Origin of the sequence: Halodurantibacterium daqingense (genome assembly GCF_042666235.1) — a bacterium.
Classification (GTDB): Bacteria; Pseudomonadota; Alphaproteobacteria; order Rhodobacterales; family Rhodobacteraceae; genus Halodurantibacterium; species Halodurantibacterium daqingensis.
The window spans coordinates 289,477-302,472 of sequence record NZ_JBHTFQ010000001.1 but is presented as its reverse complement, the minus strand read 5'-3'; the positions used below and the strand labels follow the sequence as shown (position 1 = coordinate 302,472).

The following is a 12,996-nucleotide window of genomic DNA, read 5'->3' as shown; positions in this document are numbered from 1 at the left end:
TCCGGAACAAATCTCAGGAGGGGCGCAATGCAGGACGATCCGAAAACCCTGGTATCCACCGCGTGGCTGGCCGCGCATCTGCGCGACCCGGACCTGCGGATTCTGGATGCTTCCTGGTATCTGCCCGACGCGGGCCGTGACGCAGGGGCCGAATACGCCGAGGCGCATATTCCCGGCGCGCGCTTCTTCGACATCGACGAGGTGGCCGATCTGCGCTCGGAACTGCCGCATACGGCGCCGCCGCCGGAAAAGTTCATCGCGCGGCTGCGGGCAATGGGCGTGGGCGACGGCCATCAGGTGGTGGTCTACGATGGGGCAGGGCTGTTTTCCGCGGCGCGGGTCTGGTGGCTGTTTCGCCTGATGGGCAAGACCGACATCGCCGTGCTGGACGGCGGCCTGCCCAAGTGGCGTGCCGAGAACCGCGAGCTTGAGGACATGCCCCCGGTAATCCGCGATCGCCACATGACCGTCAGCCGCCAACCGAACCTGATCCGTGATGTGACCCAGGTTGCCGCCGCCGCCAAGCTGGGCGATCACGAGATCGTTGACGCCCGATCCCCTGCCCGCTTTCGCGGCGAAACCCCCGAGCCGCGCCCCGGGCTCCGGGCCGGTCATATCCCCGGGTCGAAGAACGTGCACTACGCCAGCCTTCTGAACCCGGACGGGACGATGAAGGCACCCGAGGCGCTGCGCGCGGTATTCCTCGCCGCCGGGGTCGATCTGAACAAGCCCGTCATCACTACCTGCGGATCGGGCGTCACCGCGGCGATCCTGAGTCTGGCGCTTGAACGGATCGGCCATCGGGATCATGCCCTTTACGATGGCTCCTGGGCGGAATGGGGCATGTATGGCGACCTCAGGGTCGAGAAAGGCTGAACAATGTTCGAGACGCTGACGCCCCAGACCCCCGACAAGATCATCCGCCTGATGCAGATGTTCTGCGACGACGCGCGTATGGGCAAGATCGATCTTGGCGTGGGCGTCTGGAAGAACGCCGCCGGCCAGACCCCGGTCATGGCTGCCGTCAAGGATGCCGAGCGCCGCCTTGTCGAGACGCAGGACAGCAAATCCTACATCGGCCTTGCCGGCGATCCTGCCTTTCTGAACGCCATGTGCGGCCTGCTGCTGGGGCCGGATGCCGATGCGGGCCGCATTGCCGCCGTGGGCACCCCAGGCGGGACAGGCGCGGTGCGTCAGGTGCTTGAGCTTGTCCGCCTTGCGCGGCCCGGCTGCACGGTCTGGATCAGTGCGCCGACCTGGCCCAACCATCCCGCGCTCATCGACACTGTTGGGCTGCAACGGCGGGACTACCGTTATTACGATCCCGCAACGGGGGCCGTTGATCGCAAGGGCATGCTGGCCGACCTGGGCGCGCTGCAACCCGGCGATGTCGTGCTTCTGCATGGCTGCTGCCACAATCCCGCCGGGGCAGACCTTGCCCGCACGGAATGGGAAGCCCTGGCATCAGTTCTGGCAGAACGCGGCGCGGTTCCTTTCGTGGACATGGCCTATCAGGGCTTCGGCGCGGGGCTTGACCAGGATGCAGCCGGGTTGCGGATCCTTGCCGCACGCCTGCCCGAAGTGCTTGTGGCAGCAAGCTGTTCGAAGAACTTCGGGCTTTACCGGGATCGGGTCGGCATGGCGATGGCACTGTGTGCCGATGCGACCGCACGCGACACGGTACAGGGGACGCTGGCCTGGCTGAACCGTCAGAACTTTGCCTTCCCCCCCGATCATGGCGCGCGTGTCGTGCAAACCATTCTTGACGACGCCGCCCTGTGCGACAGCTGGAAGACCGAGCTTGAGGCGATGCGCCTTGCCATGGAGGCCAACCGACGTGCACTGGCAGATGCGCTGCGCGATGCCACGCGCTCTGATCGTTTCGGGTTCCTGGCCGCACATCAGGGCATGTTCTCGCTGCTCGGCCTTACGCCGGGACAGGTTGCGCGCCTGCGCGACGATCACGGGATCTATCTTGTGGACGACAGCCGCCTCAACATCGCCGGCCTGACCGAAGCGACCATACCGGTCGTCGCCGAGGCGGTGGCAAAGGTTCTCTGACAGCGAACGACGGGCCGCACCGCCGCACAGCCGCCTCCTGTCCGCGCATGTGCGCGCCCAAAGGCGGGGGTGGCCGGAAGCGACACGAAAAAGGCCCGGTTCCGCGAACCGGGCCAGTCTTCAGGCTGACAGGAAGGTTGGTCAGCCCTTGGTAAAGTCGGGATAGGCCTCCATCCCCAGTTCGGCCATGTCGAGGCCGTTGATCTCGGTTTCCCGGTCCACCCGCAGTCCGACCACGGCCTTCAGCACGAACCAGACGATGCCCGAGGTGATGACCACGAAGATACCCGTCGCGATGATTCCGGTCAGCTGTCCGCCAAGCGATGCGTCGCCGTTCGAGAGAACCACCGCCAGCGTCCCCCAGATGCCCGCGATCAGGTGCACGGGGATCGCGCCGACCACATCGTCGATCTTCAGCTTGTCCAGCATCGGCACCGCCAGAACCACGACCACGCCGCCGATCGCACCGATGAAGGTGGAAAGGCCAAGGCCGGGCGTCAGCGGTTCCGCCGTGATCGACACCAGGCCGGCAAGCGCACCGTTGAGGATCATGGTCAGGTCGGGCTTCTTGTAGAGCAGCATCGTCAGGAGCATCGCGGCGATCGCCCCGCCGGCTGCAGCGGCATTGGTATTGGCAAAGATACGCGACACATCTGCAACATCGCCGATCGTGCCCATGGCAAGCTGCGACGCGCCGTTGAACCCGAACCAGCCCATCCAGAGGATGAACATCCCCAGCGTCGCCAGCGCGAGGTTCGACCCGGGCATCGGGATGGTGCGCCCGTCACGATAGCGGCCAACCCGCGGCCCAAGGATCAGCGCCCCGGTCAGCGCGGCCCAGCCGCCGACCGAATGCACAATGGTCGAACCCGCGAAATCCGAGAAGCCTGCCGCATCAAGCCAGCCGCCACCCCAGGTCCAGGATGCCTGGATGGGATAGATCAGCGCGGTCAGGATCACCACGAATACCAGGAAGGGATTGAGCTTGATCCGCTCGGCCAGCGTTCCCGACACGATCGAGGCGGTGGTAGCGCAGAACATCAGCTGGAAGAAGAAATCGGACCCGACCGAGGCATATTCGACATCCACAGCCTCATCAGCGCCAATGCCCACCGCTTCCAGCACCGTGGTGCCCAGCGCGCCGATCCAGCCCTCCATCATCCAGGCGTCGCCCGGATACATCAGGTTGAAGCCAATCAGATAATAGAAGAAGGCGGCAAGCGAGAACAGCGCCACGTTCTTCGTCAGCTGCATCGTCACGTTCTTGGAGCGGACGAGCCCGGCTTCGAGCATCGCAAAGCCGGCCGCCATCCAGAACACCAGCAGCCCGCCAATCAGGAACAGCAGGCTGTTGAAGATGAACACCATCTCGGTGTTCAGCGCGGCCAGGCCCGCCGCGCCGATGTCTTCGGCCGCCTCGGCCGCTTCGGTGGCCTCCTGGGCCAGCCCCAGCGCCGGAACTGCAGCCAGCAGGGCGCCCGTCATCAGGTATTTCGTCAGTTTCATCGTCAAGGTCCCTCTCCTCGATGCGGTCGCGTCAAAGCGCGTCGTCGTTGATTTCGCCGGTCCGCACCCGCACTGCCTGCTGCAGGTCAAGAACGAAGATCTTTCCGTCGCCGATCTTGTCGGTTCTGGCTGTCTTCTGGATGGTATCGACAACCTGGTCGGCCATGGCCGAGCTCACTGCGATCTCGAGCTTGACCTTGGGGACGAAGTTCACGGCATACTCGGCGCCGCGATAAATCTCGGTGTGACCGGACTGCGACCCGAAGCCCTTGATCTCGGTGACCATCATGCCGCGCACGCCAATGGCGGTCAGCGCCTCGCGGACCTCCTCGAGCTTGAACGGCTTGATTGCTGCAATGATGAGTTTCACGTCGTTACCCTTCCTCTCAGGTGCCCTGCGGCTGACGCCACACGGCCAGAAGGCGCCGGAGCCGGTCATCACACAAGAAAGCGCAGGGGGATGAGACTGCCTGAAAACCGGGTTTTTGCACAATTTTTGCACAAACAACTACTATTGCTTTTTTTATAGGCACACATAAAACCGAATCGTGAAGCCAAGTTGCTCCACATTTTGCGCCGCAGCGGGTAAGCTGGCGCAAAGCAGGAAATGCGGGCAGAGAGATGAGTGGGTCGGGCAAGAAGCCGCCGTTGGTGGCGGAAAAGCGGTATGGTGCGCAGACGCGGGCGGCAAGGCCCGAGCAGCGCAAGCCCCAAGCCCGCAAGACCCCCGCCAGGAAGGCACGGGGTGGCAATCTGCTTAGCCGTCTGGTCGGGGGCATCTTCCGGCTTGTGTTCCGGATCGTCTGGGGCGTTGCCTGGCGGACAGCTGCCGTGGTGGCGCTGTTGCTTGGCCTGGGCACCTTCTACTATTATTCGACCCTGCCGCCAGTCGGCGCGCTGCTGGATGGCCGCACACGCGGATCGGTAACCCTGCTTGACAATGAAGGCCAGGTCTTTGCCTGGCGCGGCGAGACGTTCGGCGGTCAGATCACGGTTGAAAACGTCTCGCCCCATCTCAAGAACGCCGTCGTCGCCACCGAGGATCGCCGGTTCTACCAGCATTTCGGCGTCAGCCCGCGCGGCATAGCCGGCGCGATCCGAATCAACATGCGCGAGGGGCGCAGCCCTCTGTCGGGCAATGGCGGATCAACGATCACACAGCAGGTGGCCAAGCTTCTCTGTCTGGGCGTGCCCTACGATCGCACCAGCGGGCAGACAGAGGCGGAATACGAGGCCGACTGCCGCAGATCCTCGGTCTGGCGCAAGATCAAGGAAGTCCCCTATGCCCTGGCGATGGAAGCCAAGTACAGCAAGGATGAGATCCTCACCATCTATCTGAACAGGGCCTACCTGGGCGCCGGGGCGCGCGGGTTCGAAGCAGCGGCGCAGCGCTATTTCGGCAAGTCCGCCAATCAGGTGAACCCGGCCGAGGCTGCCATGCTGGCCGGGCTTCTGGTGGCGCCGTCGTATTACGCGCCGACCCGCAGCCTGGAACGCGCGCAAGGGCGCGCCAACGTGATCCTCGGCCTCATGGCCGAACAGCGGTACCTTACCCAGGCCCAGCTTGCCGAAGCCCGCAGCAATCCGGCCCGTCTGTCCGAGGCTGCCGAGGCGCGGGCCGGCGGGTATTTCGCCGATTGGGTGATGGAGTCGGGCCCCTCCTTCCTGACGCGCGAAACCACCGAGGACGTCATCATCCGCACGACGCTCGATCAGCGAATCCAGCGCGCCGCCGAGTCGGCGCTGGCGCATATCTTCGAAACGAAGGTGCGCGAAGGGTCCGAGGCGCAGGCCGCCATCGTCGTGATGTCGGCCGACGGCGCCGTTCGGGCGATGGTCGGCGGGCGGCGCACGCAGGTGTCGGGCGCTTTCAACCGCGCCACCCAGGCCCTGAGACAGACCGGCTCCAGCTTCAAGCCCTTCGTTTTCGCGGCAGCCATGGATCTGGGCTACAATCCCAGCGACTGGGTCGAGGATTCGCCGCTGACCCTGAACATCCCCGGCTCGGGCCCCTGGTCGCCGCGCAACTATACCAATGACTTCCGCGGTCAGGTCACGCTGACCGAGGCCTTCAAGCATTCGCTCAACATTCCCGCCGTGCGGGTGTCGGAAAGCGTGGGGCGTGACAACATCCGTCGCGTCGCGGCCGAGTTCGGGATCAACAGCACCCTCGCGCAGGGGCCGGCACTTGCGCTTGGCACGTCGGAATCCACGCTTGTCGAGATGACGGGCGCCTATGCCGGCATTCTGAACGGCGGCAATGCGGTACGGCCCTACGGGCTTGTCGACCTGCGGCTTGTGGGGGACAGCCAGCCGCTGATCGGTCAGGAAGGCGGCATCCAGAATCGCGTGATCTCGCAACAGGCGGCGGCGCTGACGACCTTCATGATGCGCGAAGTGATCGAATCCGGCACCGGCACCCGCGCCAAGCTTCCCGACCGCGAGGCCGCCGGCAAGACCGGCACGACCCAGGCCGCCCGCGATGCCTGGTTCATCGGATTCACGGCGGATTATGTCGCCGGGGTCTGGATGGGCTATGACGACAACACGCCGCTGAACGGTGTCACCGGGGGGGGCCTGCCCGCCGAGATCTGGCGTGAGGTGATGGTGCGCGTCCACCAGGGACTTCCCGCAAGACCCCTGCCACTTGAGGTTCCGCCGCCGCCGGTGCCGCTGGAAACCGTCGTTCGCCAGCACACCGGGCGGGCGGTCGCGGCCGAGTCGCCGCGAAACGAGCCGGCGGAAAACCCGATCGACCAGATCCTGCGCGAGGTTCTCGGGCCGCTCATGCCGGGCAACTGACTCCGCTCAGAACACTAGCCGCCAAGGCGCCGGATCAGGGTGTCCAGATCGCCGCCACCCTGCGCCAGAAGCGCCGCAACCTCCTCCCGGCCCTGAGCGATGAGGTTTACCTGGCCCATCAGAAGGTTGAAGAAACGCATCCGCCCGCTGCGGTCGGAGACATGCCACCGCAGTGTCAGCCGCAGCCCCGCCCCTTCGGCAAGGGCGGTCACCTCGTGAAAGCGCCGGACGGGCTGAACACCCTGAAGACGCACCCGGCCGCCCGCAAGCGGCATCAGCCGTTCGGCCGCCGTGGCCGACATGTGCCCCAGCCAGAGGCTTGCAAATCTGCGCAGTTGCTGCGGCTCGGCAGTCTGCGCGACAACCCCCAGAACCGACTGTGCAATGACTGCCGCGTCCGCATCTTCGGCAAAATGGCTGCGCATCGCGGCGGGAAGCCCGCCTCCCCCTGTCACGAGCGCGCGATCAAGCCGCGCCACGATCTGTTCACCGAAGGCCATGGCAGGCGCGGTGCCCTGCGCAGCGCCGAGCCGCGGCATCGCCATGACAGAGACAAGCCCCGCCATCGCCGCGCGGCGGGTGGTTCGGGCCTGTGCCATCAAAGCCTCCTTGCGTCCCCGCTCTCGACTGTGCAGCAACACCGCCAAAAGATCGTAACGACTTATTCGCCACTTTATGCAATGCAACAAGGGAAACTGTCGCATAACTGCGGACATCCTTCCGCATCCCGGCATCGCTTTTGCACGTCTATCGCCGCAACTTGGGCCCGAAAACATGTCCGCACAAGAACCGCATAACGGCGACCACGAACTGCGGCAGGTCCGCAACGCCAGCCGCAGCTTGCTGGCAACGGTCTTTTTGTTCAGTGCGGCAGTCAACATCCTGATGCTGACTGGCCCGATCTTCATGCTGCAGGTTTATGACCGGGTTCTTGTCAGCCGCTCCGAGGCGACGCTGGTCGCCCTTTTTGCCCTCGTCGCCTTTCTGTTTCTGATGATGGGGGTCCTGGACTATGCGCGTGGACGGATCATGTCCCGGGTCGGCGCGAGGTTTCAGGATCAACTTGACCGCCGTGTTTTCGCGGCAGCTCTGCGGCGCAGCGGAACGGTGCCCGACGACCCTGCGGCCAATGCCGCGCAGGCCGATCTTGAGTCGATCCAGCGCTTTCTGTCATCGCCGGTCTTCATCGCCTTGCTGGACATGCCCTGGGCGCCGCTGTTCGCCGCGGCAATCTTTGTCTTTCACCCGATGCTGGGCGTGCTTGCGCTTGGCGGCGGGCTGCTGCTTGTCGTCCTGACGTGGATCAATCAGCGGCTGACCCGGCGCGGCGCTGCCATGGCAGCGCAGAACGGGCTGCTGGCCGAACGTTTCGCCAGCCAGATCCGGACCGAAGCCGACACGGTTCAAAGCCTCGGCATGCGCGGCAGTGCCTTTGATCGTTGGCAGGATGCGCGAGGCGCGGCCCTCGCTGCTTCGGTTGCGGTCGGCGACCGGGGCGCGGCAATCAGCGTGACGATCCGCACGTTTCGCCTGTTTCTGCAGTCGGCGATGCTGGCCCTGGGGGCGTGGCTGGTGCTTCAGGGCGAATTGACGCCCGGCGCCATGATTGCCGCCTCGATCCTCATGGGCCGGGCGCTGGCGCCGGTCGAATCGGCGCTGGCGCAGTGGCAGGTCTTTCAGCGGGCGCAGGAAGGCTGGCGCCGGTTGTCCGGCCTGCTGGCGGCCATGCCTGCCGGGACACCGCGCACGGCACTTCCTCGGCCAAGGCCCGTTCTTGACGTTCATCACCTGACGGTGGTCCCGCCTGGCGAACAGCAGGCGGCGCTGCGCCTTGTGTCATTCCGGGTCGAACCGGGGCAGGCGGTGGGCGTCATCGGTCCCTCGGGTGCGGGCAAGAGCACACTCGCCCGCGCGCTGACCGGGCTCTGGGTGCCCGCTGGCGGGCGGGCGCGGCTGGATGGCGCGGCGCTTGACCAATACGATCCCGATGTCCTGGGTCAGCACATCGGCTATCTTCCGCAGCGCGTGACGCTTTTCGATGGCACCATCGCCGAGAACATCGCCCGCCTTGCCCCGAACCCGGATGCCGCGCAGGTGGTTGCTGCCGCCCGCAAGGCTGCCGCGCATGACATGATCCTGTCATTGCCCGAGGGCTATGACACCTACGTCACCGCCAGCGGCAGCCGGTTGTCAGGGGGGCAGATCCAGCGGATCGGTCTGGCCCGCGCCATGTTCGGCGATCCTGTTCTGCTCATTCTGGACGAACCCAACTCGAATCTCGACAATGATGGGTCAGCGGCCTTGAATGCGGCAATCCGCGCGGCCAAGGCGCAGGGATGTTCGGTCCTGATCATGGCCCACAGGCCAGCCGCCATTCAGGAATGCGATCTTCTTCTGGTGCTTGAGGGTGGATCCCGCCGCGCCTTCGGACCGCGCGATCAGGTGCTGCGCGACATGGTGCGCAACCATACCGACATCCTGCGAAGCGCCGGGCCGGGGGGTGTGACATGAACCCGCGCAAATGGCCTGTGCGGGGTCCGGTCGTCCTGGGCATGGTGGCACTTGTGCTTCTGGTCGGCGGGTTCGGTGCCTGGTCGGTGCTGTCGCGGATCGCCGGCGCGGTCATTGCCTCGGGCCAGATCGAGGTCGAACACCACCGCCAGGTCGTGCAGCACCCTGATGGCGGGGTGGTTGCAGCGATTCTTGTCACCGAAGGCGCGCATGTCGCTGCCGGCGATCCTCTCATCCGGCTGGACGGGGCGTTGCTGCGGTCGGAATTCGCCATCGTCGAAAGCCAGTTCCACGAGATCCTGTCGCGCCGCGGACGCCTTGAGGCGGAGCGGGACGAAAGCAACGAGATCGTTTTCCCGCCCCTGCTGCGTGCTGCCACGGCGCTTCCCGAGGTTCAGGATCTGATGGAGGGACAGCAGCGCCTGTTCGATGCCCGACGCGAAACGCTTGACCGGCAGCTTGAACAATTCGCCAAGCGCAGCGGCCAGATCCGCAGCCAGATCGATGGGCTTGATGCCCAGCTTGACGCCCTGGCGACGCAGCTTGGCCTGATCCAGGGGGAACTGGTCTCGCAACAAAGCCTGCTGGACCGGGGGCTGACGCAATCGGCCCGGGTTCTGGCCCTTCAGCGCGACGAGGCCGGCTTGCGCGGCAGCCTGGGCGAACTGACCGCCGCCCGGGCCGAAGCCGAAGCCCGCATCACCGAGATCGAGATCGAAGCATTGCGGCTGCGCAGCCAGCGACGAGAGGATGCCCTGACCCAGCTGCGGGATCTGGGCTTCCGCGAGCTTGAGCTGGCCGAGCGGCGACGCGCCCTGCAGGAACGGCTGGAGCTTCTGGAACTGCGTGCCCCGGTGGCGGGCATCGTGCATGGGCTGCAGGTCACCACGCCGCGCGCCGTCATCCGCGCGGCCGAGCCGGTGATGTTCCTGGTGCCGCAGGACCGGCCGCTGGTTGTGTCGGTGCGGGTGGCTCCGCTGGAAATCGATCAGGTCTTTGTGGGGCAGGAAGCGCACCTTGTCTTTCCCACCTTCAGCGCCCGCACCACCCCCGACATTCTGGGCCGCGTGGTGCTGGTATCCTCCGATGCCTTCACCGACGAACGTAGCCAAGCGAGCTTCTACCGGGTCGAGATCGCGCCTCTTCCCGGCGAGCTCGAGAAACTCGAGGGGTTGACCCTCTTGCCCGGCATGCCGGTCGAGGCTTTCATCCAGACCGAGGCACGCACGCCGCTGGCCTATCTTGTCAAGCCGCTGACCGACTATTTCGATCGCGCGTTCCGGGAAAGCTGATCGGGGCTTTTCGTTGTCGATGCGCTTGGTTAGCCTGACGACAATCAACAGGAGCCTCAGCATGACCGATATGATCGACGCCCGCCTTGCGGACCTGGGCCTGCAGCTTCCGCCGGCCCCCGCGCCCGCCGCCAACTACCTTCCGTTCGTGCGCACGGGATCACAGGTGTTCGTCTCAGGGCAGATCAGCCAGGGCCCGGAAGGGCTGATCAAGGGGCGGCTCGGGCAGGATATGGATGCGGCAGCCGGCGCCGAAGCGGCCCGGCACTGCGCGCTGAGCCTCATCGCGCAGCTGCGCGCAGCCCTGGACGGTGATCTGAGCCGGCTGGTGCGGGTGGTAAAACTGACGGGTTTCGTCAACTCCACCGCCGATTTCACGGACCAGCCCGAGGTGATCAACGGCGCCTCGGACCTGTTTGTCGCGCTTCTGGGGGATGCCGGGCGGCACAGCCGCTCGGCCGTGGGTGTGGCGGCCTTGCCCCGGGGCGTGGCGGTCGAGATCGAAGCTGTTTTCGAGGTGCGCTGATGCCCCGCCTCCCGCAGGGGTTCCTGAATCGGCCCATCGCCCACCGGGCGCTGCATGACAAGGCCGACGGGCGGCCCGAAAACTCGCTTGCCGCGGTGCGCGCGGCGGTCGCCGCCGGATACGGTATCGAGATCGATCTGCAGATCTCCTCGGATGGCGAGGCGATGGTCTTTCATGATTACACCCTGTCGCGCCTGACGCAGGCGAAAGGGCCGCTGCGCGCCCGCACGGCCGCAGAACTTGGCACGATCCGCCTGCGCGACAGCGACGAGACCATCCCTACCCTTGCGCAGGTGCTGAAAACCGTCGCGGGGAAGGTGCCGCTGCTGATCGAGATCAAGGATCAGGACGGCGCCCTGGGGCCGAACGTCGGCCGGCTTGAGGCCGCCACAGCACGCGCGCTGGAGCGTTATGAGGGGCCGGTGGCGCTCATGTCCTTCAACCCGCATGCGGTGGCCGAGATGCAGCGCCTCTGCCCGCAGCGACCGCGCGGCCTGACCACCAGCGCCTACCGGCCCGAGCATTGGGCGCTGGTGCCGGCCGAAACGCGGGACCGTCTGCGCGACATCCCGGACTATGAGCGCACCGGCGCCTGCTTCATCTCGCACGAATGGCGCGATCTCGACCGGCCGCGGGTGCAGCAGTTGCGCGACGCGGGTGCGGCCATCCTGTGCTGGACGATCCGCAGCCCCGAGGCCGAGCAGGAGGCGCGCCGGATCGCCCAGAACATTACCTTCGAGGGCTATGCCGCAGCGCAGTCTTGACGGCCGCGCCGGCTGCACCATGTCCGAAGGGTCCAAGCGCAGGGGCAGCATGACCGCTCAGATCGAGATCACGGCCGTCGACAGAATCGCCGCCATCGGCCCGTCTGACTGGGATGCCTGCGCCTGCCCCGAGACAGCCGATGGCGGCAGGCCGGTCGACCCGTTCACGACCTACCGCTTTCTGCACACGCTGGAACGCTCGGGCTCGGTCGGGCCGGGCACGGGCTGGCAGCCGCACCATCTTGTTGCGCGGCAGGGCGGCGACATCATCGCGGTGACACCGCTCTATGCCAAGGGCCACAGCCAGGGCGAGTATATCTTTGACCACAGCTGGGCCACGGCATGGGAAAGGGCCGGCCAGCGGTATTACCCCAAGCTGCAGGCGGCCGTGCCCTTCACGCCCGCCACCGGACGCAGGCTTCTGTGTCGCCCGGGCCAGGAGGAGATCGGCCGGCAGGCGCTGCTGGCGGGCATCGCGCAGATCGCCGCGCAGAACCGCCTCTCCTCGGCCCATGTCACCTTCTGCACGGCAGAGGAGGCCGCGACCGGATCGGCGCAGGGATTTCTGCACCGCATCACCCAGCAGTTCCACTGGACCAACGCGGGCTACGCAAGCTTTGATGGTTTTCTCGCTTCCCTCTCCTCGCGCAAGCGCAAAACGATCCGCAAGGAGCGCGCTGCCGCCCAGGGCTTCGGAGGCACAATTCACCTTCTGTCAGGGCAAGACATCGAACCCGAACACTGGGATGCGTTCTGGACCTTCTATCAGGACACGGGCGCCCGCAAATGGGGCCGCCCCTACCTGACGCGCGCGTTTTTCGATCTTGCACATCAGGACCTGCGCGACGACATCCTGCTGGCGATGGCCCGGCGCAACGGGCGCTGGGTTGCGGGCGCGCTGAACTTCATCGGGCGCGACACGTTGTTCGGGCGCTACTGGGGCGCGACCGAGGATCATCCCTTCCTGCATTTCGAACTGTGTTACTATCAGGCTATCGACCATGCGATCGCACTGGGCCTGTCGCGAGTCGAGGCCGGGGCACAGGGCGAACACAAGCTGGCGCGCGGCTATCTTCCGACGCCGGTTCATTCGCTGCACTGGATCGGCGACCCCGGATTTCGTGCCGCCGTCGCCAGATTTCTGGAAGAGGAGCGCGCGACGACCGATGAAGAGATCGAGATCCTGACCGCCTATGGTCCCTTTCGCCGCGGACCCACACCAAGCGAGGCCGAGGAATGACCACCCCCGCAAGCGAGGAAAGCCGCCGTCGCCTTGCCGAAGCCGGCTGGGCCACGACAGAGGGGCGCGACGCGATCACCAAGACCTTCCGGTTCGCGACGTTCCGCGCCGCCTTCGCCTGGATGACCGAGATCGCGCTGTGGGCCGAGCGGCTGAATCACCACCCGGAATGGCGCAATGTCTATAACCGGGTCGATGTCACGCTGACCACGCATGACGCGGGCGGACTGACTGACCTGGATGCCGAACTTGCGCGCCGCATGGATGAGGCTCAGGCAGCCCGCACCACCTGAG

Annotated in this window: 12 protein-coding genes; 9 read left to right on the top strand and 3 right to left on the bottom strand. The window is 65.9% G+C overall.

Features of this window, described 5'->3' with window-relative positions; all coding sequences use genetic code 11:
- Positions 1-27 precede the first annotated feature (27 nt).
- Positions 28-876 carry a 3-mercaptopyruvate sulfurtransferase gene (gene sseA, locus ACFQXB_RS01450; RefSeq protein ID WP_377398008.1) on the top strand — a complete coding sequence of 283 codons (849 nt, stop codon included), beginning with the start codon at positions 28-30 and terminating at the stop codon, positions 874-876.
- Positions 877-879: 3 nt separating this feature from the next.
- Positions 880-2,061, top strand: coding sequence for an amino acid aminotransferase (locus ACFQXB_RS01445; protein ID WP_377398005.1), 1,182 nt, complete (start codon positions 880-882; stop codon positions 2,059-2,061).
- A 141-nt stretch (positions 2,062-2,202) separates the two neighbouring features.
- Here the strand turns inward: ACFQXB_RS01445 and amt are convergent, their stop codons facing one another.
- Positions 2,203-3,567, bottom strand: coding sequence for an ammonium transporter (gene amt / locus ACFQXB_RS01440; protein WP_377399126.1), 1,365 nt, complete (start codon positions 3,565-3,567; stop codon positions 2,203-2,205).
- Positions 3,568-3,598: 31 nt separating this feature from the next.
- On the bottom strand, positions 3,599-3,937 hold the full coding sequence (locus tag ACFQXB_RS01435) for a P-II family nitrogen regulator (RefSeq protein ID WP_377398002.1): 339 nt from the start codon (positions 3,935-3,937) through the stop codon (positions 3,599-3,601).
- 251 nt (positions 3,938-4,188) lie between these two features.
- Between ACFQXB_RS01435 and ACFQXB_RS01430 the strand changes: the two genes are divergently transcribed.
- A complete protein-coding gene (locus ACFQXB_RS01430; protein ID WP_377397999.1) occupies positions 4,189-6,369 on the top strand; it encodes a transglycosylase domain-containing protein in 2,181 nt (726 codons plus the stop codon).
- A gap of 14 nt (positions 6,370-6,383) precedes the next feature.
- On the opposite strand, the gene ACFQXB_RS01425 is transcribed toward ACFQXB_RS01430, so the two are convergent.
- Positions 6,384-6,968, bottom strand: coding sequence for an ABC transporter substrate-binding protein (locus ACFQXB_RS01425; protein ID WP_377397996.1), 585 nt, complete (start codon positions 6,966-6,968; stop codon positions 6,384-6,386).
- A 175-nt stretch (positions 6,969-7,143) separates the two neighbouring features.
- Here ACFQXB_RS01425 and ACFQXB_RS01420 point away from each other — a divergent pair, with 175 nt between their 5' ends.
- From ACFQXB_RS01420 to ACFQXB_RS01395, 6 genes are all read left to right on the top strand, one after another.
- On the top strand, positions 7,144-8,880 hold the full coding sequence (locus ACFQXB_RS01420; protein WP_377397994.1) for a type I secretion system permease/ATPase: 1,737 nt from the start codon (positions 7,144-7,146) through the stop codon (positions 8,878-8,880).
- Positions 8,877-10,172: an HlyD family type I secretion periplasmic adaptor subunit gene (locus ACFQXB_RS01415; protein ID WP_377397991.1), complete on the top strand. Its 1,296-nt coding sequence runs from the start codon at positions 8,877-8,879 to the stop codon at positions 10,170-10,172. Before ACFQXB_RS01420 ends, ACFQXB_RS01415 begins: the two co-directional genes overlap by 4 nt.
- Before the next feature lie 61 nt (positions 10,173-10,233).
- Positions 10,234-10,698 carry a RidA family protein gene (locus ACFQXB_RS01410; RefSeq protein ID WP_377397988.1) on the top strand — a complete coding sequence of 155 codons (465 nt, stop codon included), beginning with the start codon at positions 10,234-10,236 and terminating at the stop codon, positions 10,696-10,698.
- Entirely contained in the window at positions 10,698-11,462 is a 765-nt protein-coding gene (locus ACFQXB_RS01405; protein ID WP_377397985.1) for a glycerophosphodiester phosphodiesterase family protein, read from the top strand. The genes ACFQXB_RS01410 and ACFQXB_RS01405 overlap by 1 nt, the downstream gene beginning before the upstream one ends.
- A 49-nt stretch (positions 11,463-11,511) precedes the next feature.
- Positions 11,512-12,702, top strand: a complete 1,191-nt coding sequence (locus ACFQXB_RS01400) for a GNAT family N-acetyltransferase (protein WP_377397982.1) — start codon at positions 11,512-11,514, stop codon at positions 12,700-12,702.
- Positions 12,699-12,995 (top strand): 4a-hydroxytetrahydrobiopterin dehydratase, encoded by a 297-nt coding sequence (locus ACFQXB_RS01395; protein WP_377397979.1) that lies wholly within the window; start codon positions 12,699-12,701, stop codon positions 12,993-12,995. The genes ACFQXB_RS01400 and ACFQXB_RS01395 overlap by 4 nt, the downstream gene beginning before the upstream one ends.
- The last annotated feature ends 1 nt before the right edge of the window (position 12,996 follow it).

Bases quoted from the DNA above. Each gene is read 5' to 3' on its own strand.
- ACFQXB_RS01400 (WP_377397982.1), top strand. From the start codon at position 11,512: ATGACCGCTCAGATCGAGATCACGGCCGTCGACAGAATCGCCGCCATC.
- ACFQXB_RS01405 (WP_377397985.1), top strand. From the start codon at position 10,698: ATGCCCCGCCTCCCGCAGGGGTTCCTGAATCGGCCCATCGCCCACCGG.
- ACFQXB_RS01415 (WP_377397991.1), top strand. From the start codon at position 8,877: ATGAACCCGCGCAAATGGCCTGTGCGGGGTCCGGTCGTCCTGGGCATG.
- amt (WP_377399126.1), bottom strand. From the start codon at position 3,567: ATGAAACTGACGAAATACCTGATGACGGGCGCCCTGCTGGCTGCAGTT.
- ACFQXB_RS01430 (WP_377397999.1), top strand. From the start codon at position 4,189: ATGAGTGGGTCGGGCAAGAAGCCGCCGTTGGTGGCGGAAAAGCGGTAT.
- ACFQXB_RS01425 (WP_377397996.1), bottom strand. From the start codon at position 6,968: ATGGCACAGGCCCGAACCACCCGCCGCGCGGCGATGGCGGGGCTTGTC.
- sseA (WP_377398008.1), top strand. From the start codon at position 28: ATGCAGGACGATCCGAAAACCCTGGTATCCACCGCGTGGCTGGCCGCG.
- ACFQXB_RS01395 (WP_377397979.1), top strand. From the start codon at position 12,699: ATGACCACCCCCGCAAGCGAGGAAAGCCGCCGTCGCCTTGCCGAAGCC.
- ACFQXB_RS01420 (WP_377397994.1), top strand. From the start codon at position 7,144: ATGTCCGCACAAGAACCGCATAACGGCGACCACGAACTGCGGCAGGTC.
- ACFQXB_RS01410 (WP_377397988.1), top strand. From the start codon at position 10,234: ATGACCGATATGATCGACGCCCGCCTTGCGGACCTGGGCCTGCAGCTT.
- ACFQXB_RS01445 (WP_377398005.1), top strand. From the start codon at position 880: ATGTTCGAGACGCTGACGCCCCAGACCCCCGACAAGATCATCCGCCTG.